Here is a 26,806-nt window from a genome sequence, read left to right as displayed (position 1 = left end):
ATTGAGAGCACAAACCACAATTGATTTTGCAGGACAATTTCAAGCAAGATTCTGATTAATTAGGGTACAGTGACACCTGGATTGCTCTGTTCAATCAGTATAGCCGGAAGATTTTCTGAGCTTTGGAGCTTCAATCAGTCAACGAATTGCTTAAAGCGCCTTTAACCGACAATGGACTGATAACTTATGAGCAGAGCCACAGATCGTTGAAATACGATTTGGTTCTTGAGTGGCTCCTACTCCATTTCTCTTAGTTCATAGAATTTCCTACAGTCGTTGAAACGGCGAACAATCACATCATTGGTGAATAGCTGCCGCATCAACAGACTCAGTTTTTCATGATCGCGCCGATCGCATACATACCATCATCGCTTTTGACCAACATCAGTGTGACTTCGTCACCTGCGCTGATCTCACCCATCATCTGGGCATTCTCAAGAAGCTGCAAATCCATCGTCATCGCGGGCCACCCGATCTCGGGGATCGGATCATGGCTGACGTTAGCGGTTTCGTCGCCAATTGAGTTCACCAAAGCCTTTGCGTGGACCGCACCTTCCATCTGTTCGGAAGACATGGGCATGTTGGAATGGTCCATGCCGTGGTTCGTTTGCGCGATGCCGGATGTTGTAGACACGGCCAATAGGGCCAAAATTGCAGTCAAAGTTTTCATCAGATGCTCCTGTTTCAAGGTTGTGGGTATTATTCTGCCGGAAGCGCAGGGGGCACTTCCTGGATCGTGTGGGAGATCTCTCGGTTCACGCGATTGAGCGCGAGCCGTTTCCAAATCACGAATATTGCGGGAATGACAAAAAGCGTAAGAAGGGTCGCTGTCACCATGCCCCCAATCATCGGCGCAGCGATCCGCTGCATGATTTCAGAGCCTGTACCGGTGCCGTACATGATGGGTATCAGTGCTGCAAAGATCGTGGCTACAGTCATTACCTTCGGCCGAACCCGAAGAACGGCTCCTTCGAACACCGCGTCTTCGATATCGTCACGTGTCAGCTTTCGCTGTTCCGATTGCGCCAGCCCTCGACGTTTCTCCCAAGCAAGATTGAGGTACAACAACATGACAATCGCTGTTTCCACGGCAACTCCCGCCAGCGCGATGAAGCCCACGAGCACAGCAATTGAGATATCGAAGTTAAGATACCATAAGAACCAAACCCCACCTGCCAATGCGACCGGGAGCGCCGCAAGAATTATCCCGACCTCAATCACCCGATTGAACGCCAAGAAAAGCATGAGCGTGATAATTAGCAGGGTTGCAGGAGCAACGATCGTCAACCTGTCCTGCATTCTCTCTATGTACTCATACTGCCCTGACCAAGTCAGCGAGTAACCTGGAGGCAGGTCGACCTTTTCTGTAACCACCTCTTGTGCTTCGGCCACATAGCCGCCCAGGTCGCGCCCCGCGATGTCGATGAACACGAACCCAGTTCGTCGAGCGTTCTCTGATCGTATCATTCCCGGCCCGTCAACTATTCGAATATCGGCGAGAGCGGACAGTGGCACATGAGCACCCGACGGCGTGACGACAGGAAGATTTTCGAGCCGTTCCGGGCTGTCTCGCCATGCCTGAGGGTACCGAAGGTTTATAGGAAACCTCTCCAGCCCCTCCACAGATTCCGACACTTGCATACCGCCAATTGCGGTCTGCACTACGTCCTGAACTTCTCGAACACTCATCATGTATCGGGAGGCGGCATCTCGTTTGACGTCGATTTCGATGAAACGCCCGCCAACAGGTCGCTCTGCGTAGGCGGAAGCCGTTCCATCAATATCAGCGACCGCACGCTCTACTTCGATCCCTATATCTGTAATGACCTCCAAGTCGGTGCCGGATATTTTGACACCGACAGGAGTACGGATACCTGTCGCAAGCATATCGATGCGGTTCTTGATAGGTTGGATCCAAACATTTGTAACGCCCGGAACCTGAACGATACGATCGAGCTCATTCCGGATTTTCTCCATTGTCATGCCGGGGCGCCATTCTTCTTCCGGCTTGAGTTGGATTGTGGTCTCCACCATCGTTAGAGGTGCTGGATCGGTTGCAGTCTCCGCACGCCCAACTTTACCGTGAACAGTTTCGACTTCAGGCACGGTCGCGATCAGGCGGTTGGTCTGCTGCAGTACCTCACGGGCTTTTCCCGTCGAGATCCCGGGGTAGAAGCTCGGCATGTAGAGAAAATCACCTTCGTTCAACTCGGGCATGAATTCAGAGCCAATTCTCTGGTACGGGTACCACATGGACGTCACCAGAACGCCGGCCAACAGTGTTGTTGCCCATGGCCAGGCAATTGCCGCGTCCAGAAATGGGCGGTACACGAACACAACCAAGCGATTTAGCGGATTTTTTCGCTCCGGTAGAATACGCCCCCTTACAAAGTAACCCATCAAGACCGGAACCAGCGTTATCGAAAGGATGGCGGCTGCAGCCATGGCGTAGGTTTTGGTATAAGCGAGTGGCGAGAAGAGCCTACCTTCCTGATTTTCCAGAACGAAAACAGGCAAAAAACTAACCGTGATAATCGCCAGAGAATAAAAAAGGGCTGGTCCCACCTCAGAAGCGCACTCTTGCACAATCCGCCATCGGTTCTCTGCTGTGAGCTTTTCTTTTTCCAACCGCCTGTGCATCGCCTCGATCATCACAATCGATGCGTCGACCATCGCACCAATAGCGATGGCTATGCCGCCGAGCGACATGATGTTTGCGTTTACTCCTTGCGCCTTCATCAGAATAAATGCGGCAAAGATTCCCAGAGGGAGCGACAGAAGAATTACGAGGGATGACCGCAGATGAAGTAGAAAAGCCGCGCACACAAGAACAACGACAATGAATTCCTGCGTCAGTTTCTTCTGGAGGTTATCGATAGCACGCTCGATCACACCAGATCGGTCGTAGGTCGTTATGATTTCGACCCCCTCCGGCAGGTTTGAGCGCAACTCTTCGATGCGCGCCTCCACCGCTTTGATCGTTGCCAACGCATTCCCACCCCATCGCAGAATGACTACTCCACCAACCGCGTCTCCTTGCCCGTCGAGTTCTCCGACACCGCGCCGCATTTCCGGCCCCAGACGGATTTCAGCGACGTCTCCAAGCGTCAGAGCGGCGCCACGGTCGTTGACCATCAACGGCGCGCTTGCAAGGTCTGACAATTCGTCAATGTAGCCCGAGGACCTGACCATGAATTCGGCTTCCCCCATCTCAATGACGCTGCCGCCCGTCTCGCGGTTGGCCGCCTGAATAGCCGTCCTCAATTGTGCAAGTGTTATGTCATAGGCACGTAGTTTGTTTGGGTCGACGACGACCTGGTACTGTTTGACCATTCCGCCGATGGTGGCGACTTCTGAGACGCCTTCCACGGCTTGTAATTCGTATTTCAGAAACCAATCCTGCAGAGTCCTGAGCTGAGCCAGATCATGATTTCCGGTTCTGTCAACCAGCGCATACTGATAAATCCACCCGACCCCAGTCGCATCAGGGCCAAGTTGTGGTGACACGCCCTCAGGTAAGCTGCCGGTAATCTGGCCCAAGTATTCGAGCACACGCGACCGAGCCCAGTAGAGGTCCGTCCCGTCCTCAAAGACAACATATACAAAGCTGTCTCCAAAGAACGAGAACCCGCGAACGTCTTTTGCACCGGGTACGGCCAATAGGGCTGTCGCAAGTGGATATGTGATTTGGTTTTCGACAACTTGAGGCGCTTGCCCGGGATATGGCGTGCGAACAATTACCTGGACATCCGACAGATCCGGGATTGCATCAACCGGCGTCTCACGAATGGCCCAAATACCCGCAACTCCTATCATGAATGCGAGGGCCAAGATGACGAACCTGTTGGCGAGCGAAGAACGAATGATGGCCGTGATCACTGCGTAACACTCCCATCAAGCGCGACCTCTAACAGCGTCATCGAAAAGTCGGGATTGCGGCGAAGGATCAAAGAAACATCAATCCCTACAGGCAAGTTAGAAACCTCAATCCCCTCCGCAACCGGGAAATCCATGGTCATGCCCGGCATGCCGATCTCAGTCATCGGACCGTGTGTTACGTTCGCGGTACGCGCGTTCGGGTCGATACTGTTAATCCGGCCAGAAACCTGAAGTGGCGGTGCAATAGGCGTTGCCGCAGCCAACACCATTGTCATGCCATCTGCACGCGCGAAAGTCAGAGTCATTTCAGAACCGACTTCGAGCATGCTTGTGTCCAATGTAGGTTCTAATGGGAAATCCATGGTCATTCCGGGCATGCCAATCTCAGTCATCGGCCCGTGAGTGATGGTTGCCGTTCCCGCCTCAGCATTAACGAGGTTGATCGTGCCGGTGACTACAATCGGTGGAGCAGAAGGCGTGTCGGTTTCTTCGGGTTCAACGGAATCCGTCGGCGGCGAGCCCTCTTCGCGAATTGCCACAATCGAGAACATCCCCCCTTCTCCCTCAGCCAGATCAAACTCAATTGGCATGTCGATTGGCACGGTAGTGAGATCTACTCCTACAACAGGCAAATCCATTGTCATGGCGGCCCAACCGAGCTCGGGGATCGGTCCGTGCTCAAGCGTCAATTTGCCGTCTGAAGTGACGGCGCGCGCGATTCCGGCACCAGTTCCGGCAATACCATCGTCTGGTGCAAGCTCCATCAGGCTCAGAAGCCCATCCGCACCCCGTGCGATCACGAAAGCGACTGCGTCGCCTGCACTCAAGCTGTCGAGCGAAACACCAGACCTCACCGGAAACTGCGAAGTCATTGCGGGCCAATCGAGGCTTTCGAGAACATCGTGACGAACAGTTGCCATACGATTTTGGGCATCGAGTGAAACCAGGGTGCCTGCCCCGCGTGCTGGTTCGGTATCCGTTGGTGCCATTCGGGTGAAACCGGCGCTCAAAGCACTTTCACTGTCGATTAGAAACTGTGCGGATGCGACAACTTCCTCACCAGGTTCAAGCCCTTGCAGAACTTCTGTTCGACCCCCCTCGCCGAAACTGTCTCGAAGACCTGTAGTCACCAGTCTCGGGCGAAAAGTACCATCGCCTGTTTTTAAGATGACGCGTTCCGCCGAACCGGTACGAATTAACGCCTCTGATGGAACAGTGAGAACATTTCGGCTTTCATCCGGTATAAGGCTAACACTGCCAAACATGCCCGGCCGCAGCACGCCGTCGGTGTTATCGAAACTAAGCCTTACGGGAAGAGTTCGGGTTTGCGGATCAAGCTCAGGGTAAACATAGTCGATGTCGCCTTCGAAGGTGCGACCGGGTAGGTGCTCGAACCTTGCTATTGCGCGCATGTCCTCCGACAAACGTGCAATATCTCGTTCGAAAACATCGACGATCAACCATACTTCAGAAAGATCGGTGACCGAAAACGCAAGCGTGCCTGGCTGCAGGTACATTCCATCAGCGGCATTCAGCGCTATGACAACACCGTTTTGAGGCGCCTCAATTTGCACATTTCGAACCAACTCACCGCCCGCCTCGATCTCTGCAACCTGACGTGCGGACATACCGTGGCTGATCAACTTATTGCGCGCCGCGTCCAAAATCCGCGGGTCACCGGCTTCAACTGCGCGTACAAGATCGCCGGTCGCAGCTGCGATCAATGGTGAAAAGAGTTCAAATAAAACTTGCCCCTTCTCAACCCGATCACCGACCGCGCGAACTTTCAGTTGCTCAATCCAACCTTCAACACGCGTATGAACGTGATTGGTCAGGTGTTCGTCAAAGCCGACGAAACCCACCGTCTCGATGCGAGGTTCGATATCAGTCATGCGTGCAACCGCAGTCCGCACACCAATTGCGTTGATTTCCGCAGCGCTTAGGGTGACTTCTTCAGGGTCGCCGGTAGGTTCCTGCCCAGAATAAACCGGGATCAAATCCATACCCATCGGCGATTTTCCAGGTCCAGGCTGCCGAAAATTCGGATCCATCGGTGCTACCCAATAAAGGACCTCTGGTTCGTTCGACTGGCCCTGATCAATTGGATTCAGGTACAGTCTTTCAAGAATGACACCTCCACCCAGGCCAAACGCCAAGGCAAGTACTGATAGTGCCGCATATCTTCCACGCATAATAATCTCCCGACGGTCGCATTGAATGCTGGAACCGAAACAACATGAATGCCCGCGCTTGCGGGCCTGAGGATGTCAGGAGATTTGAGGAGGACGATCGGGAGTCAGAGGTCCCTGAGACAGATGGGTTTCCGAATCCATGTTTCGGTTTTGCTGCCCGAAAGCTGTAGCCAACACAGCAACACTCACTTGGGTAGGATATTCACCAACGCAGCAGATGCCGGAATGACATTCTCCGCTGTGATTTACGTGGCTATCAGTGTGGATTTGGCCAGTCGTCGGATGCAAACCGCTATGGTCGTGTTTGAAGTCTGATGACTTTGCAGCCATTGAAACGCCGTGAGGCTCAGAGGTGCTACTGTTTTTGACGTCACTGCTCGCGACCACAACAGTGCCGACGAAGGTCATCGCCAAGCAGACGCATGTCAGAAACGTCATTCGCAACACTGAGAAAAACTTCCACTTCATCCCGTGCAGTTAGGACGAACGTAACGAGTGTTCAAGCCAGTCGGAGGAAAAAACAGGTGAGTTGGTGCGCTGTATCGAAATGAAGCGGATTCCCGCGAATACACGTAACAAACTGCCAAAATAGGAGGCAGTTCATACGATGAGCGCATCTAAGTTTGGCCGAGGTTCTTCAGGATCGGGCAGTCGGGACGGTGGTCTCCGGCACATTCATCGATTAAATGAGACAGTGTAGCATGCATGGCCTTCAGGTCCGCGATCTTGGCATCTATTTCTTTTAGGTTCTGTTTGGCGATATCCTTCACGTCCGCGCTTGCGCGTTCTTTGTCCTCGTACAACGCCAGTAGTGAACGGCAATCCTCAATGGTAAAGCCCAATGAGCGGGCCCGCCCGATGAAGGCCAGTTTGTGCAGTTCCTTTTCGTCGAAATGTCGATACCCGTTCAGACTGCGCCTGGGTTTGATGAATCCGATATCCTCGTAATAACGGATGGTTTTGGCAGGCAGACCCGAACGTTCTGCTACATCTCCGATATTCACAGCGGTTCTCCTATTCTATTCAGCAGGCGCTGATCGCAGCGCCTGCTCTTCATTCTGCGAGATCTGTTCTCGCCCAACTTTGATCGGCTTAACCCAGCGCAACCGCAGCGCGTTGGTCAGGACAAATACACTGGACAGCGCCATGGCACCTGCAGCCAAAACCGGCGACAGCAACGGGCCGCCAAACGGATAGAGCACCCCCGCTGCAACCGGTATGAGCAGCGTGTTGTAGCTGAAAGCCCAGAACAGGTTTTGGCGGATGTTACGCATGGTGCGCTGACTAATATCGAAGGCGTTGACCACGCCTGTCAGGTCGCCTGACATCAGAACGACGTCAGCCGCCTCGATGGCGATGTCAGTGCCTGTCCCGATCGCAATTCCTACGTCAGCCGCCGCCAGAGCGGGGGCATCATTGATGCCATCACCCACAAAGGCCAGTTTTCCGCCATTTGAGCGCAGATCTTGCAACGCGGATACTTTACCCTCTGGCAGAACCTCGGCCACGACATGATCGATGCCAAGCTGCGCCGCGATGGATTTGGCTGTAGCGGTATTGTCGCCGGTAATCATCGCTACTTTCAGCCCCAGTCCGTGCAAAGCTTCAATTGCGTCTGGCGTGGTGGTCTTGATTGGGTCCGCCACGGCGATGACGGCTGCGATAACTCCGTCTACGGAGGCATAAAGTGGAGTCTTTCCGTTGATTGCGAGTTCAGCGCCCCGATCAGACAACGCGCCCATTTCAACCCCTTCGCGACTCATCAGGCGGTCGGCCCCGATCAGGATTGTATGGCCTTCGACTGAGGCGCTTACCCCGTAACCGGTGATCGACGTGAAGTCTTCTGGCTTCGAAAGCTCCAGACCACGGGTTTCAGCCGCGCGCACGATGGCCGTGGCGATCGGATGTTCGGATGTGACCTCAACGGCAGCAACAAGGCGCAGAACCTCATCCTCGGCCAATCCTTCGGCCACAATCAGGTCGGTCAGCTCCGGACGCCCTTCGGTCAAGGTCCCCGTCTTGTCCACCGCAACAACGGTGGTTTCCTGCAGCATTTGCAAGGCGTCGCCCTTTCGAAACAGGACACCCATCTCGGCCGCGCGGCCGGTGCCGACCATGATTGAGGTGGGTGTGGCCAACCCCATGGCGCAGGGGCAAGCAATGATCAGTACCGCAACCCCGGCTACCAACGCCAAGCTGAGCGCAGGATCGGGTCCGAACAACATCCAAACCAGCACAGTCATTACGGCCACAGCGATCACTACCGGCACGAACCACAGCGTGATGCGGTCAACCAAGCCTTGAATCGGAAGCTTGGCACCCTGTGCTTGTTCGACCATTTGAATGATCTGGGCCAACATAGTGTCTGCGCCGATCTTTTCAGCCCGGTACGTCAATGCGCCCGCGCCATTAACTGTTCCGCCGACCACAGTTGCGCCCTCGGTCTTTTCGGCAGGAACCGGCTCGCCGGTGATCATGCTTTCATCGACATATGACGCGCCGGTCACTACGGCACCATCCACCGCGATTTTTTCGCCCGGTCGAACGTGCACAATATCCCCTACAACGATCTGCTCGATCGGTAGCTCGACAACCGATCCGTCGCGCTCAACGCGCGCTGTTTTTGCCTGCAGACCGACCAGTTTTCGGATCGCTTCACCAGTTCGCCCCTTGGCGCGCGCCTCGAGGAACCTCCCCAGCAATATGAGAACCACGATCACCGCTGCGGCCTCGTAGTAGACGTTTGCGGTTCCGGCGGGAAGAACACCCGGCGCAAAGGTGGAAACAAGCGAGAACCCATAAGCCGCCGAAGTGCCCAGAGCCACCAGAGAATTCATGTCCGGCGCGCCTTTGAACAAGGAAGGGAATCCCTTAGTATAGAACTGCAAACCTGGCCCAAAAAGAACGATCGTGGTTAGAAGGAATTGCAGGTAATAGCTGTTCTGGATGCCGATCGTGCTCGCTATCAGGTGGTGCATGCCCGGAATAACATGCGAGCCCATTTCAAGGATAAAGACCGGCAAAGCGAGCAAGGCGGCAAAGCTTGTTCGCCGGGCCAATTGGCGAATCTCTTTGGCTTTGCGGTCTTGTGGTTCGGTCTGCGTCGCGGATCGCAGGCTCGCCGGATAGCCAGCAGATGCCGCAAGCGCCGCGATGGCTTCGGGTGTTGTGACTCCCTCAGCATAACGTACAGTTGCACTTTCGGTGGCCAGATTGACCGACGCGGACAAGACGCCATCATCTGCTTGCAATGCCCGTTCAACGCGCCCCACGCACGATGCGCAGGACATGTTCTGAATATCCAGCGTTACCTCTTCCGTCCGTGCCAGATATCCGGCGCTGTTTAACGCATCAGCAATGGCCGCTTTATCGGCTGGATCGCGGAAATCGACCTGAACGCTTTCGCTGGCGAGATTAACCGAAGCGGCATCTACCCCTGGCACATCTTTCAACGCGCGCTCAACCCGCCCTACGCAGGACGCACAGCTCATACCCTGAACTTGAAACCTTGCATGTGAAATTTCAGTCATATTGTCACCACCAATGTTCTGCTGACGGGAAACATAAGGGTTCCAGCAAGTGGAAGGTCAAGGGATGGGGCTGACTTTCTTTGCCACTAATTTTGACGATCCAATAATCACGACTTGACCTTCCTGTGCTGGAATACTTTAGCCGGGACGACGGAACACAGGAGCAAACATCCATGACGACCCTAAATATCCCGGATATGAGCTGCGGGCACTGCAAGTCAGCTATCGAAAAAGCCGTTGCCACGGTGGATTCCTCCGCACAGTTGGACTTTGACATGGAAAACCGCAGGGTACGTGTCTTAAGCACCAATTCACTTGATCATATCCTTGCAGCGCTGAAGTCCGAGGGATACGAAGCCACGATCGCATGATAAACTTAGGAGCGCACATGCTGTCGCCCCCTTGGTTCTATCTTGCGTCTCTGACTGCCACGATTAACCGGGTCATTTCATCTTCGGTGATCAGACCCGGGGCAAGCGCATCTCCAATCACAAACGAAGGAGTGCCACTGAAGCCAAGCTGTCGGGCCAATTCCATGGAAATCTGAATATGCGCGTCGACTTCCGGCGCTTCCATATCTGCGCGCAATTGATCCTCGTCCAGGCCAAGTTCCCGAACAACTTTCAGTACACTGGCCTCAGTGGCACGACCGTTCAGAGCCATAAGCGCCCAATGAAATTCTTCGTATTTTCCCTGGTTTCGTGAGGCCAGCGCAGCGCGTGCCGCGAAGTCGGAACCTTCTCCAAGTATGGGCCATTCTCGATAAACAATTCGCACATCGGAATCGCCCGCGATTACGTTCTTCACGACCGGGGCAGCGCGTTTGCAATATGGGCAGTTATAGTCGAAAAACTCGACCACGGTTACATCGCCTTCCGGGTTTCCGATTACAGGCGCATTCGGATCCTGTTCCAGCAATTCACGCTGATTTTCCAAGACGCTTCCAATTGCTTCGGCTTTTGCCTGATCCTCGCGCTGTTGAAGCAATTGAATCGCCTGCATGATGATCTCAGGGTTTTCCAAAATGGCTTCGAGAGCCAGCCGTTTTACATCGGAGTCAGACAGCTCGTCGGCGCGTGCCATAGGAATGCCAATCGACATGGCGATAGCGACTAAGCCTGCAAGTATTCGTTTCACATCAGTTTCCTTCCGTTTGTTCTGCTTCGGTGCGTTGCTCTTGCAGCTTGCGTTCCCGATCCGGCCAACTCTCCTTGATGAAGGCGAGGATGTCCCAGATATCCTGATCCGACAGAGTGTCCCCGAAGCCTGGCATGCCGCTTTTGACGTCAGCGACACCCATCTGTTTCAAAGTTTGGTCCCCGCCAAACTTTGTATAGTCGAACAACAGCTTGTCGCCGTGATGCCAGGTATGCCCGGTTCGGTCATGCGGGGGCGCCCGCAAGACGCCATCCGGATCAGGTGTTTGCCAATCCTGCTGACCCTCCAAATTTGCCCCGTGGCATGACGCGCAGTTTTCGGCGTACAAAACTGCACCACGTGCCGAATCCGCTGATGCACTGTTCTGCGCACGCCCACTCAGGCCCCAGCCAGCGACCGCGACAATGATCACTACAGCAGCCAGTGACACCCATTTCGCCGAACTCTTGTTCATCATGCCACGCTCAGCCAGGTCTTCATACCAGCGGCCTGATGCGACAGCATATGGCAATGAAACAGCCAATCCCCCGGGTTATCCGCAACGAACGCAATCTCCCGCTTTTCTATCCGGTCAACCAGGATTGTGTCCCGCAGCGGCCCTAGGTTGCCGTTTGGCAGAACTTCCTGAAAGTGCGTCCCGTGCAAGTGCATAGCGTGCGGAAAGACGGTGTCGTTCTGCATCTGAATCCGGACTATGTCGCCACGCGAAACGGCAGCAAGGGGGTTTTCAGGTAACCCGGCGACACCGTTGAATGTCCAGATCTGCCCTTCCTGAACCAATTCATTGGTGCTCATGACCTGGCCGTTAAAAGTGCCTTGACGCAGTCCGCCCATCGCCCCGCCTTCCATCACTAATGGGATTGTCAAAGCGTCAGAAACATCTTCGAGAAAGGAAACAGGGTTGGGTGGCAGGGCTTCTATTGCACCGCGGTTTGCGGATGCACCGCTTCCCGAAACCGGGATTTCAGCAATGACAAACGATTCATCGCGTTCGTGAAGAGTTATTTGAACGGCTTCGTTCGATTCCGCTGTGACATCAACAATTAAGTCTGCTCGCTGTGCAGGCCCAAAAACAAGGGTTTCAAAATCCTCTGGCTGCCTTACAGGCATGCCATCATAAGCGACCAGTTTCCCGTTTGCGCCACCTACTGAGACATACATGATCCGATCAGTTGCCACGTTGACCATTCGAAGTCGCAAACGCTGGTTTGTCAGAACTTCTGTCATGGGCGATATGTGTGCGTGAACGTAGTTTCCCATTCGGCCTGCATGCGTCCAGTCATGCATCGCGCCGAAATCATCGACGATTTGGGCGTCCTGACCCAACCTCCAGTCATCCAGCAGGATCGTAATGTCATGATCCGTGTCCGGCGGGTCCATTTCGTCGACGATGAACGCGCCGTAAAGGCCCCTGGCCACTTGTTCCGTTGACTGGTTATGAGAGTGGTACCAGAAGGTTCCTGCATCCTTCAGAGGCAAGTCATACTGAAACTCGCCGCTTGTTGGTACAGCCTCCTGTGTAAGACCCGGCACCCCATCCATGTTGTTTGGAACCCGCAGTCCATGCCAATGGATTGCCGTAGGCTGAGGCAGTGAGTTCAGGAGTGTCCGGCGAACCGTTTCGCCCTGCCGGGCACGAATTTCGGGGCCCGGAACACCGCCATCATATCCCCATATCTCGGTTTCAGGATAGCTGTCGGGGGCAACACGTGCCAATCCTGAACGCGCCTCGATTATTCGGGGGGCGGTAGCCGCCCTCCCGATAGTCGGCACTGCGATTAGTGCCGACGTGCCTGCAACGAATTGCCTGCGATTGAGCTTCATGAGGACTTCCCTCCAAAGAAAATTTGATCTCTCACTCGATTACCCCCCGTCGTGCACATCCAGCAGATAGGTCGCCATTGCCTTCCGGTCTTCGTCTGTCAGAAAGCTGGTGCCATAGTTTACGACCTCTCCCATGGCGCCGCCGAAGACATCGCCATCAGGCATGACGCCGGTGCGCAACGCGTAGGCCAAATCATCTACCGTCCAACCACGCTTTTGCAGGGTCTCAAAGTCGATGGCCGGTGCCTTGTCACCGCCCGGCAGAGAGTCACTTCCCTTGAAGTGTTCCGTGTCCGAATTTCTTGCGCCAGCCAGGTTCCTCCCGGTGTGGCAGGCCGCACAATGTGTGGCACCTTCGACCAGTAGCCGGCCCCGGTTCCACACTTCGTCATTGCCCGGCACGGGATCAGTGCGGGGTGGTTCCAGAAAAGCCGCGCGCCACAGCTTCAGGCCCCATCTCTGATTGAAGGGGAACGCCATTTCCTGTTCTTTTGACGGTTCCGCTACCGGTGGAACTGTTTGCCATGCGGCCCAGAGATCGGCGATGTCCTGATCCGTGAAATTGGCATAGAATGGATAAGGAAAGGCCGGGTAATAGGGTTGTCCGCCGGGTGATACGCCTTGACGCACCGCGCGGGCGAACTCCTCGATTGTCCAATCACCGATCCCGTGATCGGGATCTGTGGTCAGGTTCGGCGAAAAGAGCGTGCCGAACGGGGTATCCAACTCCACCCCACCGGCCAAGGCCGCGCCCCCTTTGGCAAAATCTGTGTGGCAAGCGATACAACCACTTGCCCTTGCCAGATACGCCCCGCGGTTAACGTCACCCTGAATGTCGAGAGCTTGTAAGGGCTGGCCAATCGGCCAAGCCATCACAGCAACAAGTCCCGCTGACGCCGCTACGGCGGCAGCAAGGCCCAATCGGAATATCGGTCTCATGACGCATTCCTATTCCGACCGAAATTGCGTGTGACACGCCGAGCATGTCTGGCTCAGCATCATGAACACACCATCTGCCGGCATTTCAGAAAGTTGTGCCTGGTTTGGACTGCCGCCCATCATTCCGGCACCCATCATAGAACCGCCACCCATCATGGATGCGCCGCCCATCATGCCCGAACCATGGCCCGACCCGGACATCATCAACCCGTTGTCCGCCGCAAGCACAAGGCCTTCAGAGTAGGATTCCAACTGCCTGGCTAACTCTGCAAATGAACCCCAATCCTGCCAGATCTCCGATTTGGCCTCCGAGGGTTTGCCATCAGATCCCTCTGGAAACAGCTTTGTCATGCTCTCACCAGCGTGACGCCCGATTTTCTTGGCCTCGCTTCGTACCGTTTGCGCATTGTAGGGCGTTTTCCCCTGCATCATCGGCGTAAGGATCTTCATGCTGTCCTTCATCGCGGACATACCATCCATGCGTTCTTTGACGATGCCGGTTGCGCCACCATGCGCCAGGGCGGCGGCTGCAAACAGAGAAACCAGGGCAACGCCTGTGGTCATTTTCAGAATGTTCATTGTTTTGTCCTTGTCGTCTGCTTCGACGCGCCCAGGTTGAGCGCAATTCGACTGGTCAGATCAGGACACGCGGCGGTGGTGGGTCAAACGCCGCGATACCGAGAACCCGGTATTGGGCTCGAGGGATCGAGTATCTTTGTTCAGTATCTTGGGGGCCAGGCGGTGGTGGACCCATCGAAAATAGACCAACAGCGTTGCAAATCGTTCCGCCATGACAATGTCCGGGATGACCCTGCTTGACATGCTCAACGTCCGCGGAGTCCGTTTGGTCAATCACGTGCTGAGAACCACTGCCATGTGCATGAGCAGAATCGGCCGTCACAAGCAGCCCGCCAATGGTCAGCACCATTGACAGTATGATGTAACGAATTGCACTGCCCATTCGGCTCGTCACCTTCAGAAAATCCCGTTTTCCTGCTGCAGCTCTCTGATATACGCCACGATGCCCTTCACATCCGCACGGGTCAAGCCATCGACCGGCGGCATATTGCCGAACTTCCAATGGTGTGCCCGAACTCCATTCTGGACTGCCACATAAAATGACTCGTCCGAATGGTGGCTTGGTTCATAGATTTTATGCACCAAAGGTGGTGCAAGGCCTTCCAGACCTGTTGCATTCGCGCCATGGCACGCCGAGCATTTGGCGTCGAATGCCACTTTGCCGACGGCCGCAAATTCGCTTAGCTGGTCCGGCAGAGTGACGTTTTCGATTGGGTCTCCTTGCTCCAGTGCTGACGTATCGGGCGGCGTCATCGAGTGACCTGTTGGTTGCTGATTTAAGTTGTAGACGAACGCGGCGGCGCCTGCGATCACTACTCCGCCGATCAAGAGTGTAAGTTTATCCATCTCTGTTCTTCACATGATTGTCAGTTCTTAGGTTCAACGCGCGCAAAAAAAATCGGCCTGACCAAGGTCAGATCAGTTTTACCTGAGTGCCCACAGTGGCCAGTTCGAACAATTCCGCAATCTGCTCGTTGTACAAGCCAATGCAGCCGTTGGAGGATCTTCTCCCGATCTTGCGCGTGTCGTTGGTGCCGTGGATCCGGTAGTATTGCCAGCTCAAATAAAGTGCATGTGTCCCCAGAGGATTCTCCGGACCCGGGCCCACATAATCGGGCCAAGCGGGGTTGCGCTTTTTCATTGCTGGTGTCGGTCGCCAAGACGGCCCTTCGACCTTGCGAGTAACTGTGGTGTAGCCCAGCCTTGTAAGGTCTTCCGTCAGCGGTACGCTGGTTGGATACATTCGGTAGACGCTTTCGTCTTCCGACCAATATTGCAGGACCTTGGACTGTGTATCGGACAGGATCACACCATTCTTAAGCGTATCAAAGTGGTCCTGCCATTTAGCAACGCGGAATGAGGAAACATTGCGGCGCGTCCCCTCAGTTGCCGTTGATTGGGCCCAAACGGCCGGTGCTGGAAAAAGCGTCGTCGCAGCAAACGCGGCAATCACTCCACGTCGCGTAACAACCTTTCCTTCTTTGCTCCGTTTCATGCCTGCCATCCCAAAGTTTATTCTTTTTTTCCGACTCAAATAACTCGTATGCCCGGTTCCTGCGCTGGAAGGTCAACACGCAAATGACATTTCATATGGGATGTCTCGTCTGAATTGTCGTTGCCGTTGGCGCAGGGATATTTCCTTAGAAGGCGGACCCAAATCATCAAGTCATTGTGGAAAAGCAATTTTTCTTGGACGTAACTCCAGGCTGCTTTAAGCAAAACCTGACTTTCTTGAATCAACCGAACACAAAAAAGCAACGCTAACAATTGCTTAGTTCTTGGTGAATTGATGTGATCACCCGTCGATGCGAGGGTAGCAGGCACTACAAATGACAATCACAGTGGACTAAACACCATGTCCTTCAGGAAAGCTTTCCAAGCACTGGCCGCACTTTTGTTCATCGGCGCTTGTACCGAAACAACGTCAATATCTGCAGATAGCGAGCCCGGAACGCTTTCCCAAGTTCCTGACGCCGTAGCCCAGATTGCTGCTCCGGGCCAGGACCTGAACGCAGTGAAAATCATGCCTGAGGACGGTTGCTATTGGTATCGCTATGTTGGGCCAGTTGAAACAACCTACCTACCACTTAGGACTATTGAAGGGCGCCCAATCTGTACGCGCGCCTGACAAGCGCCTGTCAGCTGGTCGCGGTCAGAAGCCGCTCGGGAGGGTAGAGATGAGCCGTGGACCCTGGCCTGACACGATCATAAAGCCCGATGATATGTGGCATCGCCATCCTTACGCAGCCAGAACTTGCGCGACCTCCGATAGATCTTGGATAAGGCGTTCCGTGAATTCGCAGGTATGTGTCGCGACCACCTTCGAACAGATAAAACGCCCTTGATCCCAATGGGTTTGTCGGCCCACCGGGCACACCATCTGCGAATTGCGCATATTCATCAGGGTCGCGCTCAATCATTTCGGCTGTAGGAGTCCAACGCGGCCATTTGGCCTTTCGCTTGATCGTGTAGACTCCGGGCTCGTAAAGATTGCCTCGGGCAATGGCTACGCCGTAACGCATTGCTGTGCCACCGTCTTCGATGAAATACAGATATCGTGCCACCGCGTCGACATGAATGTCACCCGGAGTAAGTGGTCGATTGGTTTGCACACGCTGAGGCAGGAAACGTGGGTGTAAACCCCAGGGATTGGATGTTGCGGGATCAAAATTGGCTGGAGTTACTTGCGCATCCCACTCCGACCATTGCGAGGCCGCCGCCGACGTCACTCCAAAAACCGGCTGAGAGAAAATGGCGAGCGAGGCTGCAACAAAATGTCGTCTGGTCAGCATTGATAGCGCTCCTATTGGCTGGTTGGTGTCTGGAGTTAGTACCCAGGGGATTAGACAATCCGCGACGGGGGAAGATTTGTCCATTCAATTATTCGTTCGATATCGCTTCGACCCACCCGCGAGTTTTCAAGGCTTAAAGTGACCTAGGCAGCTTCGTGTTTAACCTGAAACTTCACCAGGCGTCGGGACGACAATGCCTGCTGTTCATACCCCTAAAAACTTCCCTGTTCCGGCCGTGTCTATGCACCAAGTAAGGCCCAAGCAAATGCTGGACTGGTTTGACAGCGTCAAATTCGCTTCGCGCCAAAACAGCTTGACCTTCCATCGTGGGAAGGCGTTAGCAGAGGTCTCCAATCCAAATTTTGGAGTTGAATGTGAAAGAAAAACAGACTGCAAACGCGCCGCAGGCGTCAGTACCGGTTAGCGGCGGCAAGATAATGAAATGGGGCATGATGGTATGTTGCATTGCCATGATAACGCCGATCGCTCTCTACTTGATCGCCGGCGGGACGGTTGGTGGGCTTTCTGACTCCTTGGGTCTTTTCGCACCGTTGATCCTGTGCCTCGGAGCCCATTTCTTTATGCACAAGGCGATGGAAAAATCCTGTCATTCGAACAAATCTGAATCGGAAAGACCAAAGGCAACAGACGCCGCGGTCGGACCGAACCCAGTACACCGGCAATAATCTTCAATCATGAAGCTTTGGTGCTCAAGGTTGGCCGCCATGTCGCTGGCCGCTCTTTCGCTGGCGGCTTGCGCACCACGCCCTAAACTATGCCCGCTGCAACCGCCGCAGCCTGAATACGCCCTGCCCCAAGGTTGCCGGGTTCAATGGGAGGGCGCGGATGGCGGGGCCTATTTCATCTGCGAAGACGGGCGCGAAGGTTTCGTGAGCTGATCGTGGGGATGTGACATTCCGGCTCGTTGACCCTCCAGCGCTGGAATCTGGCAGAGACGGGTGCAAAACAACCGATGGCAACGCGCAATGGCAAGAACACTCCTAAATTTATGTATTATGATCTTGGGGTTAATCTTTGGCCAGACTTCCGCCGGGACAAGCCTTGCAGCTACATCCCAAGCGTATGAATCAGAGCCCCTGGTCGCACACATAATTACCGCGCAGGACGGGATCGCGCCTGACGTCAAGACGATCACTGCAGGACTGCATCTGAAACTGGGCGAAGATTGGAAAACCTACTGGAAGTCGCCTGGTGAGGTGGGAATTCCGCCCAAGATCACTTGGAACGGCTCGCAAAACGTCAGCGACGTACAGTTTCACTGGCCCGCGCCGATCCGTTTTCGCGCCTTCGGGATCGAGAATTTCGGGTACAAGGACGAAGTGGTCTTTCCGCTGACCGTCACACTCGAGAACCCCGGAGCGCCAGTTGACTTGAAGGCCGCTGTGACAACGCTGATCTGTTCCGATATCTGTGTGCCGGTCGAGTTTTCGCTGGACTTGTCGCTGACTCAGGGAACGGGTCGGGATCAGGACTCGGCCCGGCTTATAAATGCCTTTCTGTCGCGGGTGCCAACCACGGGAAACACAAGCGGAATGAAGTCCGACGCCGCGACCCTGGATACCGAGTCCGAGATGCTGACGCTGAATTTCACCAGCGACCTGCCCTTTGATGCGCCTGATGTCTTTCCCGACATGGGACGTGACACCGCGTTTGGTGCACCCGACATCCGGCTCGCTGGCGACAGGCGTCAGCTATGGGTGCAGTTCCCGGTCCTCGCTCTGGCACAGGACCCCCCCGCCTTGTCCGTCACGGTTACCGACACCAACCGCGTGGCCGAGTTTTCGCCCCGTACCGACGCTCCCCCTACCCCGCCACCATATGAGATCGCGGCCGCCGAAACTTCAGCCAGCGCGCTGGTCTGGATCATTTTGCTGGCGGTGGGCGGCGGGTTGATTCTGAATGTCATGCCCTGCGTACTGCCAGTGCTTTCGATCAAGCTTTCCTCGGCGGTAAAGGCTCGCGACCGCTCTGCGGCTCAGATTCGCGCCGGGTTCCTGGCTTCGGCAGCCGGAATCCTGACATTCATGTGGCTGTTGGCGGCTATCACCATTGCGGCGCGGTCGCTGGGCTATTCCGTCGGCTGGGGCATCCAGTTCCAGAATCCGCTTTTCCTTGCGGTGATGATCGTGGTGCTGGCGGTTTTTGCAACCAGCCTCGCGGGCTTGTTCGAGATCACGCTGCCGCAGTCGCTGAACACCCGGCTTGCCCATGTCGAAAAGGGCCGCGTGTCGCTGGTCGGGGATTTCCTGACCGGAGCCTTCTCAGCAGTTCTGGCGACGCCCTGCTCGGCCCCCTTCCTCGGCACGGCGGTGGCCTTTGCCCTGACCGGCCGACCGGTGGATATCGTGGCGATCTTCACCGCAATAGGGGTCGGGCTGGCCATTCCTTACCTGCTGGTTGCAGTGCACCCGAAACTTACCGCCGCTCTGCCTAAACCGGGGCGTTGGATGGTGGGATTAAAATGGGCCCTGTCGGCGGCACTGCTGACCACGATCGGCTGGTTGGTCTGGGTGATGGTCGGGGTGGCCGGAGACACTGCTGCAACTGCTACCGTGCTGGCTGCAACTGTTCTGGTCCTGTTGATCTGGAAAAGTACGATGATGCCACCCGTTTTGCGCTGGACAGCCCTGTTGCTGACGCTGACCGCAGCGTTTGCCGCACCGGTTGCGATTGCCGGCAAAGACCGGTCCAGGCTGCTTGAACCAGCCGGAGAGATCCCTTGGATTACCTTCAGCCGCCCCGAAATCGCCCGCCTTGTGTCGCGCGGCGAGGTGGTTTTCGTCGATGTCACAGCCGACTGGTGTCTGACCTGCAAGGCCAACAAAGCGCTGGTGCTGGAACGCGGCGAGGTTCTGGCAACACTGCAATCGGACAAAGCAATTCCGATGCAGGCCGACTGGACCCGCCCCGACGATGTGATCGCCCGTTTCCTTGAGGACAATGGACGGTTCGGGATCCCCTTCAACATCGTCTACGGCCCGTCGGCCCCCGAAGGCATCGCCCTGCCAGAGATCTTGACCACGAACGCCATTCTCGACGCGATGGAACAGGCCGCGCCGATTGCGGGCGGAGCCGTGGAAAGCGGATCCTGACCCCGGAGTTCACATATCCCGGACGCGGTTGCTCTGCTGCGCTAAACGCATGGTCTCGTGCTCTTCCATATCCAGTATCGCCTGAAAGAGTTCGCGTGCCTCGGGTATCTCGGCACGCCCGTGCAAATACCGATATAAGTCGATCACCTGATTGTGAAGATCGAAGACCGCTTCGCAGATCTCATCGACGCTCATCTGTGCGAACGGCCTGTCGCAGGCGCGATGTGGGTCGATCGGCTCATTGCCCAAATAGTCATATACCCAGGTGTTGAGCGCTTTGGGATCGGCTCGTTTCACGAAACCATCGACGATTTTCTCCAGAGCAGCCTCATGATCGGCGAGGTAGGTAAGCAACATCCTGGCCAGCTCCTGCTCTGACTGTGTCGAACAGTGGGCCAAACATTCGGCGAGCCAATGATGCATTTCCCGCGTCCAGACAATTAGATCAGAAAACGTTTCAACTTTCATGGTCTCAACCTCCTAAAGATCGGCATGCGATAGCCTAAACCGGAATTTTCCAGATGGCTCACTGGGCATCAGCGCGAAGTCGGCGCCGGCCCGATCCACGCCGGGCTGCGGGAATCAACCCCCCAGTTCCAGCAATGCCCGGTCGATTGCCACCTTGCGCGGATCCCCCTGCGGCAGGTCATCCGCCAGATCCCTTGCCCTGCCATAGGCGTTCCGGGCGCCGTCGGTCTCGCCCAGCACCGAATAGGCGTTGCCCAGCCGCATCCAGCCGTCCAGATCGCCTGGGTTTTCCTGCATCCGGCTCGCAAGCCGTTCGACCATCGAGCGGATGAAGGCCTGCCGGTCTTCGTCTGACATCTCCTCGGCCGCCGCCACCTGATCGGCAGTTGGGCCGGGCATGGAAGGCGCAAAAGCCGCCAGATTCACCGGAGCCCGTCCGATCGACGGGGCGATGCGGTTAAGCTGGGCCACAAAACTCTCCATCCATGGCCGGAACTCCTCTTCGGCGTCCATCCGCGTCTTCAGTAGGTCATAGGCCTTATCAGGCGATCCAGCCTGCTCCAGACCAATGGCTTTGTAGAATGTCGCTGCTGGGTTCGATGGGTCCAGTTCCAAGGCTCGTTCAAACGCCCGATCGGCCTTGGGCGTAACGACACCGTCATCGGCATAGACCAACGCCTCGCCATATTGCGACACCAGCGCTGAATTCGCATTGGGTCGGTCCAGCAACCCCTCGAACGCGTCTGCGGCATCTCCAAAGCGTCCCATACGCATATAGGTCTGAGCCAACAACACCCATCCCTCGGTTGGCCCGCCGGTTTCATCCGCCTCAAGCCGCGACTTCAGGCGCACGGCAAGGTCGGCGATTTCACGGGCTTCGGCCTGCTCCCCCTCGCGTTGGGCAAATGGCTGGCTGGGGATGTAGGGACTACCCAGTTGCCAATAAAGACCGGCTCCGAGCGCTGGAACTACCAGCGCGGCAAGTAAAATCAGCGCACGCCCGGAATGGCCCATTATCGCTTTGTCGTCCGATTGCCGGTCAATCGCCTTCAGGCGACGTTCTATCTCGGCTCTGGCGGCCTTGGCCTCTTCGGCTGAGATAATTCCTCGTTCCAGGTCCTTCTCCACTTCGCCGATCTGGTCGGAAAAGATGGCAGAGGCGCTTTCGCGTCTCGACAAGTCCGAGGTCTTGCGCCCCAGGCCGGAGAGGGCGAGCGTCAGAAACACCGCCACGGCCATGAATGAAAAGATAATCCAGATCATGCGTGCGGCTCCGTGAGTGAATGGTTTTCGGGATTCCGTTCTTCGCTCGCGCCGCGTTCCGTCTCTTGTTTTCGCGACTTCCGATATCGGCGCGCATTTTGGGTCAATACCGCTGCAGTCGCGATACCACCCAGCCCCAGGATGACGATAGGCGCAACCCACAGAATGTAAGTTGATGGCTTCCATGGCGGGTTGAACAGAACATAGTCGCCATAACGCGCAACCAGAAAGTCCATAACCTGCTGGTCCGTGTCGCCTGCCACCAGCCGTTCGCGCACAAGCAGACGAAGGTCGCGCGCCACGCCAGCGTTAGAACTGTCGATGTCTTGGTTCTGGCACACCACGCATCGCACCTGTTTCGAAATCGCCCGGGCCCGCTCTTCCAATACCGGATCTGCAAGTATCTCGTCGGGCTCAACCGCGAATGCCGGCTGCGACACCAGCATCGCCAGAGTGACCGCGGTAATTACAATGCGACGTATCATGACGCCTCTCCTCCGGCCGCCCGCGCCTGATCCAGCGCGGTGCGCATCTTTGAAATTGCCTCGTCGCCCAGCACCGGGCCGACAAAACGGAATACGACCTTGCCCGCGCCATCAATCACAAAGGTCTCCGGCACGCCGGAAATCCCCCATTCGATCCCGGCTCGGCCGTCCAGGTCGGAACCGATGCGCTCATAAGGGTTGCCCAGATCGTCGAGCCATTTCCGCGCGTCCTGCGGCTTGTCTTTGTAGTTAATGCCCATCAGGCGAATGCCCTCATCGCGTACCATACGCGTCAGCACCGCATGTTCGGCCCGGCAGGGCACGCACCAGGACGCAAACACGTTGACCACGATCGGAGCTGACCCGTCATTTTCCACCAGATCGGTACTGGACAGCCCGTGGGTATCCAGCCCTTCGACCGGCGGCAAGTCGAACTCAGGCACCGGCTGCGAGATCAAAACAGACGGGATTTCGTTTGGATCGCGATCGGGATTCAGTCCCCATAGCAGGAAGGCACCCAGGATGCCGGCAATCGTAATTGGGAACAGTGCAAATAGACGTTTCATTGCCCTACTCCGCCGCCACCGCAACGGAGCTCTGCCCAGTCCGTTTTCGTGGTGCACCGACGCGTAGACGCCGATCGGAGAGTGACAAGACACCACCAAATGCTAACAATCCTGAACCTATCCAGATCCAGACCACCAATGGCTCATACAAGATACGCAGGGTCCATTTGCTCTGTTCTGATTCCGCCGCCGGTTCCGATATTGAGGCGTAAAGGTCCCCTGCCAACGTCGTTCGAATTGCTGACTCGGTCGTACTGGTACCCGCCACGAGATAGGCCCTGCGCTCGGGTTGAAGCGTGGTGACATAAGCGCCATCGCGAAATACCGTCAGTGTGGCCGCGCGAGACAGATAGTTCGGACCGAGAAGCTGTTCCACACCGTCAAAACGCACGTCGAACCCTGCTATCTCAATCTGTGTTCCGGGCTCGGCAAAAGTCACGACCTCGGATTTCCAAGCGCTGGACCCGATAAAGCCGATCATACAGACAGCCAACCCCGCATGGGCCACGACCATGCCGTAATGAGAACGCGGTAGGCTGCGGGCCCGACGCAGGGACTCGGCCAACGGTGCCTCACCCAGCTTAATTCGGCTGGCCCACTCTGTCAGCACAGCGCCCAGCAACCAAACCGCAAGGCCGATCGACACTACCGCCAAGGCTGGGCCGCCGGTATCCAGATACCACACAAGCAACGCTACGAGCAGGCTAACCCCGGCCACCCATTTGAGCCGGGACAGAACACCGCGCAAATCCGCCCGCTTCCATGACAACAGCGGCCCAATCCCCATTACAACGACTAGAACCAGCATGATCGGCACGAAACTGGCGTTGTAATAAGGTGGTCCAACCGAAATCTTTTCACCTGTCACAGCCTCAAGCAAAAGCGGATAAAGCGTACCGAATAGAACCGTCGCCGTTGCGGTGGCCAGCAGCAGGTTGTTAATAAGCAAACCGGCCTCGCGGCTGATCGGGGCAAAAAGACCGCCGCCCTCCATCTCCGGTGCGCGTATGGCAAACAGCGTCAATGAACCACCGATCGCGACAGCCAACAGCGCCAAGATGTAAATGCCGCGTTCGGGATCGACCGAAAACGCATGGACCGATGTAAGCAAGCCTGAGCGGACAATGAATGTCCCCAACAAGGACAACGAGAAGGTCAAAACGGCCAGTAGGATCGTCCAACTTTTGAAGCTGCCGCGCTTTTCGGTCACAATGGCCGAATGGAACAGCGCTGTGCCAGCAAGCCAGGGCATAAACGAGACATTCTCGACCGGATCCCAGAACCACCAGCCGCCCCAACCCAGTTCGTAATAGGCCCACCAGCTGCCCAGAACGATACCAAGTGTCAGAAACACCCAGGCCGCCAATGTCCAGGGTCGGACCCACCGCGCCCATGCCGGATCGACCCGCCCCTCAATCAGGGCAGCCACGGCGAAAGAAAATACGATAGAGAAGCCGACGTAACCCAGGTATAGGAACGGCGGGTGCATAGCCAGGCCGACATCCTGCAACAGCGGATTTAAATCCTGACCATCCAGCGGTGCCGGAAACACCCGGTCAAACGGGTTCGAGGTGAACAGCATGAATGACAGGAACCCCGCGCTGATCCAGGCCTGCACTGCCAGAGTGCGCGCCTTGAGTTTCAGTGGGATGTTCCGAGCCAACAGAGACACACCCAGCCCGAAAATCACCAATATCAGAATCCACAACAGCAGCGACCCTTCGTGGCTACCCCAGGTCGCAGCCACCTTGAAAAGCATCGGTTTCAGCGAATGAGAATTGCTGGCCACATTTAGCACAGTGAAATCGCTGACCACGAAGGACCACATCAGAGCGGCGAAGGCGATAGCAACCAGCGCTGTCAGTAGGACCGAGGTCGCAGATGCCGATCGCATCCACATGACATTGTTCCGTGCTGCTCCAATCAAGGGAAATACGCTTTGCACCAAGGACACGGCCAGGGCAAGCGCCAGGGCGAACTGCCCGATTTCCGGTATCATTCCAATCCCTCCGGATTTCCGGTTTTGCGGCCTTGTCCGACAATCCAGCGCTGGAGGGTCAAGCGCATTATTGCCGCACCCCCTTCGGCTGATGCATGCTTGACGAGCGCAAATCTGGCCGGCGGCCTTGACCTTCCAGCGCTGGAGACCCCCACCATTTCGACTTCACCGATGGACGTACCGAACACTTTGTTTTCAGGGCAGGGACTCAGGAAACAAACGAACACGAGGGCATCATGACACGGAGCAACAGCAAGATTACGTGCGTCTGGCAACGCCTCCAGGCTGTAATACTGGCTGGGGGGCTGAGCCTTGGGTCAACTGCCATGGCCCAACCGGAAACCCGTCCGGCTGACAACGTGGCGATGAACCCGCAAGCCTCCAGCAACATGTCAGGTATGGGAAGCATGTCCAGGATGATGCGCCCCGACGCGGTGCCGCCAACGGGTGTCGTTGGCGGTATGCATCCACCCGAGGGTGTTTTGATGCCTGTGTTCTCTTACATGAACATGGAGATGGACGGAAATCGTACCGGAACGCAGTCGCTGTCTACCTCGAACGTTCTGTCGCAGTATCCGATCGCGCCGCTCAGCATGAGCATGAACATGGCGATGGTCGGCCTGATGTACGGTGTGACCGACGAGATCTCGGTGATGGCGATGCTGCCCTATACCCGCAAGACGATGAAGCACCAGACCCGCATGGGCCAGACCTTTAAGACCAGGGCACAGGGGTTTGGCGATCTGAAGATCATCGGCGGATATGATATCTACAAATCCGACGGGCAGGTGCTGGAACTATCTCTTGGCCTCAGTCTGCCGACTGGCTCGATAGACGAGACCGACACCACGCCAGCTGGGCCGGACCAGCTGCTGCCCTACCCCATGCAACTGGGTTCAGGCACCTACGACCTGCTGCCGGGCGTCACCTATACGGGCCAGAACGCGGATTGGTCTTGGGGCGCCCAGCTGGCCGCCGTGATCCGGATGGGTGAGAATGATGCCGGTTACACCTTGGGTGACGTCTATTCAGCAACAGTTTGGGGTGCACGGCGCTGGAATGACCAGTTCAGCTCCTCGTTGCGGGTGGTCGGCGACATCGTGGAAAACATTGACGGGTCGGATGCGCGCCTGAACCCAGGCATGGTGCCCACCGCTGATCCGACCCTGCGCGGCGGCCAGTTTCTGAGTATCGGAATCGGAGTGAATTACCTTGTGCCGGGGTCGGGCGTTTTGGCGGGCACGCGCCTGGGTATCGAGGGCGTGATCCCTGTGTATCAAGATCTGGATGGGCCCCAGCTTGAACGCGATTACGCAGTCTCCTTCGCGATACGCAGGGCGTTCTGACCCTTCAGCCCCAAACCGACTGTAAACGGACAATCAGCGCCGCCGCGGTGGTCAGAACGACCACTGACACCGCCATCAGTAGCAGGGCCAATGTCACAGGTCCGCCGCGCCCAGGTACGCGACGTGCCAGTTGGGCTGCAAATCCAGTACCGTGGGCGATCTGGCTCTGAACGACGGATAGGTATAGCGGCAGCGCTCCGACCAGCGTGGCGTACAGGTAAACGCCTGAGATGTTCTCGAAGTAGGCGGAGCGTACCAGCGTCGGACCGACTACCCGCAACGCCACTACGGGATCACCGCCGAAAGACCCGAACCAGTCTGCCGAAAGCGCGTAGATCAGCGCGTGCAGCGCGATGAACAGGACGGCCCGTAGCAGCAGGTCAATTAGCAGATACCGGGCCGGGATGGCCCCCCTGCCCCGCGCCCTTACCCCAACGGCGAAAAGAAAAAAGCTGAGATAATTTAAAAGGAAAACGACCGGCAACCCATTCGTCACCACCTGACGCAAAAACCGAACAAACGCGGGACCACTGTTCAGGAGGTGCGTCGCAAAGCCCGGCGTGCGCAAAACGAAGATGGCCAACAGCGGAAACAACGCAAGGCAACTGACGATCAGCGTGTTTCTGGCAAACTTCCAGAAAGGCAATTCAGTGGCAAAATATCTGTTCATTTC

At 56.1% G+C, this 26,806-nt stretch carries 25 protein-coding genes; 5 read left to right on the top strand and 20 right to left on the bottom strand.

All coding sequences use genetic code 11. The annotated features are described in order from the left end of the window. Nucleotides 1-328: 328 nt before the first annotated feature. From AC2FFD_RS16015 to AC2FFD_RS15995, 5 genes are all read right to left on the bottom strand, one after another. Entirely contained in the window at nt 329-670 is a 342-nt protein-coding gene (locus tag AC2FFD_RS16015; RefSeq protein ID WP_170417920.1) for a copper-binding protein, read from the bottom strand. A 29-nt stretch (nt 671-699) separates the two neighbouring features. After that, the gene (locus AC2FFD_RS16010; RefSeq protein ID WP_170417917.1) at nt 700-3,879 is read right to left on the bottom strand and encodes an efflux RND transporter permease subunit; all 3,180 of its coding nucleotides are present in this window, start codon (nt 3,877-3,879) and stop codon (nt 700-702) included. After that, nucleotides 3,876-6,071 (bottom strand): efflux RND transporter periplasmic adaptor subunit, encoded by a 2,196-nt coding sequence (locus tag AC2FFD_RS16005; RefSeq protein WP_496873540.1) that lies wholly within the window; start codon nt 6,069-6,071, stop codon nt 3,876-3,878. The genes AC2FFD_RS16010 and AC2FFD_RS16005 overlap by 4 nt, the downstream gene beginning before the upstream one ends. A gap of 617 nt (nt 6,072-6,688) precedes the next feature. After that, nucleotides 6,689-7,075: a Cu(I)-responsive transcriptional regulator gene (cueR, locus tag AC2FFD_RS16000; protein ID WP_152460772.1), complete on the bottom strand. Its 387-nt coding sequence runs from the start codon at nt 7,073-7,075 to the stop codon at nt 6,689-6,691. Between the two features lie 15 nt (nt 7,076-7,090). Next, nucleotides 7,091-9,601 carry a heavy metal translocating P-type ATPase gene (locus tag AC2FFD_RS15995; RefSeq protein ID WP_170417908.1) on the bottom strand — a complete coding sequence of 837 codons (2,511 nt, stop codon included), beginning with the start codon at nt 9,599-9,601 and terminating at the stop codon, nt 7,091-7,093. A 173-nt stretch (nt 9,602-9,774) separates the two neighbouring features. Here AC2FFD_RS15995 and AC2FFD_RS15990 point away from each other — a divergent pair, with 173 nt between their 5' ends. Beyond that, a complete protein-coding gene (locus tag AC2FFD_RS15990) occupies nt 9,775-9,972 on the top strand; it encodes a heavy-metal-associated domain-containing protein (RefSeq protein WP_170417905.1) in 198 nt (65 codons plus the stop codon). Between the two features lie 37 nt (nt 9,973-10,009). On the opposite strand, the gene AC2FFD_RS15985 is transcribed toward AC2FFD_RS15990, so the two are convergent. The 9 genes from AC2FFD_RS15985 to AC2FFD_RS15945 all read right to left on the bottom strand — a co-directional run bounded on the left by AC2FFD_RS15985 (nt 10,010) and on the right by AC2FFD_RS15945 (nt 16,893). Next, nucleotides 10,010-10,738 (bottom strand): DsbA family protein, encoded by a 729-nt coding sequence (locus AC2FFD_RS15985; RefSeq protein WP_414478956.1) that lies wholly within the window; start codon nt 10,736-10,738, stop codon nt 10,010-10,012. A 1-nt stretch (nt 10,739) separates the two neighbouring features. Then, nucleotides 10,740-11,213: a c-type cytochrome gene (locus AC2FFD_RS15980; RefSeq protein WP_170418019.1), complete on the bottom strand. Its 474-nt coding sequence runs from the start codon at nt 11,211-11,213 to the stop codon at nt 10,740-10,742. Further along, the gene (locus AC2FFD_RS15975) at nt 11,213-12,583 is read right to left on the bottom strand and encodes a multicopper oxidase family protein (RefSeq protein WP_170417903.1); all 1,371 of its coding nucleotides are present in this window, start codon (nt 12,581-12,583) and stop codon (nt 11,213-11,215) included. Before AC2FFD_RS15975 ends, AC2FFD_RS15980 begins: the two co-directional genes overlap by 1 nt. A gap of 39 nt (nt 12,584-12,622) precedes the next feature. Beyond that, entirely contained in the window at nt 12,623-13,522 is a 900-nt protein-coding gene (locus tag AC2FFD_RS15970) for a c-type cytochrome (protein ID WP_170417899.1), read from the bottom strand. 9 nt (nt 13,523-13,531) lie between these two features. Continuing rightward, nucleotides 13,532-14,101, bottom strand: a complete 570-nt coding sequence (locus AC2FFD_RS15965; RefSeq protein ID WP_170417895.1) for a c-type cytochrome — start codon at nt 14,099-14,101, stop codon at nt 13,532-13,534. Between the two features lie 60 nt (nt 14,102-14,161). Next, a complete protein-coding gene (locus tag AC2FFD_RS15960) occupies nt 14,162-14,344 on the bottom strand; it encodes a hypothetical protein (protein ID WP_157054267.1) in 183 nt (60 codons plus the stop codon). Nucleotides 14,345-14,497: 153 nt separating this feature from the next. Continuing rightward, nucleotides 14,498-14,947: a c-type cytochrome gene (locus AC2FFD_RS15955; protein ID WP_170417891.1), complete on the bottom strand. Its 450-nt coding sequence runs from the start codon at nt 14,945-14,947 to the stop codon at nt 14,498-14,500. Between the two features lie 67 nt (nt 14,948-15,014). After that, on the bottom strand, nt 15,015-15,605 hold the full coding sequence (locus AC2FFD_RS15950; RefSeq protein ID WP_170417888.1) for a L,D-transpeptidase: 591 nt from the start codon (nt 15,603-15,605) through the stop codon (nt 15,015-15,017). Nucleotides 15,606-16,239: 634 nt separating this feature from the next. Beyond that, nucleotides 16,240-16,893 carry a L,D-transpeptidase gene (locus AC2FFD_RS15945; RefSeq protein WP_050605720.1) on the bottom strand — a complete coding sequence of 218 codons (654 nt, stop codon included), beginning with the start codon at nt 16,891-16,893 and terminating at the stop codon, nt 16,240-16,242. Between the two features lie 374 nt (nt 16,894-17,267). Between AC2FFD_RS15945 and AC2FFD_RS15940 the strand changes: the two genes are divergently transcribed. From AC2FFD_RS15940 to AC2FFD_RS15930, 3 genes are all read left to right on the top strand, one after another. Beyond that, the gene (locus AC2FFD_RS15940) at nt 17,268-17,579 is read left to right on the top strand and encodes a DUF2933 domain-containing protein (protein ID WP_255612174.1); all 312 of its coding nucleotides are present in this window, start codon (nt 17,268-17,270) and stop codon (nt 17,577-17,579) included. 39 nt (nt 17,580-17,618) lie between these two features. After that, nucleotides 17,619-17,792, top strand: coding sequence for a hypothetical protein (locus AC2FFD_RS15935; protein WP_170417885.1), 174 nt, complete (start codon nt 17,619-17,621; stop codon nt 17,790-17,792). Between the two features lie 117 nt (nt 17,793-17,909). Then, a complete protein-coding gene (locus AC2FFD_RS15930) occupies nt 17,910-20,006 on the top strand; it encodes a protein-disulfide reductase DsbD family protein (RefSeq protein ID WP_496873539.1) in 2,097 nt (698 codons plus the stop codon). A 9-nt stretch (nt 20,007-20,015) separates the two neighbouring features. On the opposite strand, the gene AC2FFD_RS15925 is transcribed toward AC2FFD_RS15930, so the two are convergent. From AC2FFD_RS15925 to AC2FFD_RS15905, 5 genes are all read right to left on the bottom strand, one after another. Further along, the gene (locus AC2FFD_RS15925) at nt 20,016-20,474 is read right to left on the bottom strand and encodes an ATPase (RefSeq protein WP_170417881.1); all 459 of its coding nucleotides are present in this window, start codon (nt 20,472-20,474) and stop codon (nt 20,016-20,018) included. Between the two features lie 114 nt (nt 20,475-20,588). After that, a complete protein-coding gene (gene ccmI, locus AC2FFD_RS15920; protein WP_170417878.1) occupies nt 20,589-21,737 on the bottom strand; it encodes a c-type cytochrome biogenesis protein CcmI in 1,149 nt (382 codons plus the stop codon). Beyond that, on the bottom strand, nt 21,734-22,222 hold the full coding sequence (locus AC2FFD_RS15915) for a cytochrome c-type biogenesis protein (protein WP_170417876.1): 489 nt from the start codon (nt 22,220-22,222) through the stop codon (nt 21,734-21,736). The genes ccmI and AC2FFD_RS15915 overlap by 4 nt, the downstream gene beginning before the upstream one ends. Continuing rightward, entirely contained in the window at nt 22,219-22,788 is a 570-nt protein-coding gene (locus tag AC2FFD_RS15910) for a DsbE family thiol:disulfide interchange protein (RefSeq protein ID WP_170417873.1), read from the bottom strand. Before AC2FFD_RS15910 ends, AC2FFD_RS15915 begins: the two co-directional genes overlap by 4 nt. Before the next feature lie 4 nt (nt 22,789-22,792). Continuing rightward, nucleotides 22,793-24,787 (bottom strand): heme lyase CcmF/NrfE family subunit, encoded by a 1,995-nt coding sequence (locus tag AC2FFD_RS15905; RefSeq protein WP_496873538.1) that lies wholly within the window; start codon nt 24,785-24,787, stop codon nt 22,793-22,795. A 236-nt stretch (nt 24,788-25,023) separates the two neighbouring features. Between AC2FFD_RS15905 and AC2FFD_RS15900 the strand changes: the two genes are divergently transcribed. Beyond that, nucleotides 25,024-26,133 carry a transporter gene (locus tag AC2FFD_RS15900; protein WP_170417865.1) on the top strand — a complete coding sequence of 370 codons (1,110 nt, stop codon included), beginning with the start codon at nt 25,024-25,026 and terminating at the stop codon, nt 26,131-26,133. Between the two features lie 4 nt (nt 26,134-26,137). On the opposite strand, the gene AC2FFD_RS15895 is transcribed toward AC2FFD_RS15900, so the two are convergent. Then, nucleotides 26,138-26,803 carry a hypothetical protein gene (locus AC2FFD_RS15895; RefSeq protein WP_050605729.1) on the bottom strand — a complete coding sequence of 222 codons (666 nt, stop codon included), beginning with the start codon at nt 26,801-26,803 and terminating at the stop codon, nt 26,138-26,140. Between the last annotated feature and the right edge of the window lie 3 nt (nt 26,804-26,806).

This window comes from Ruegeria sp. YTSC002, assembly GCF_059609845.1.
This window is presented reverse-complemented; position numbering and strand designations above follow the sequence as displayed.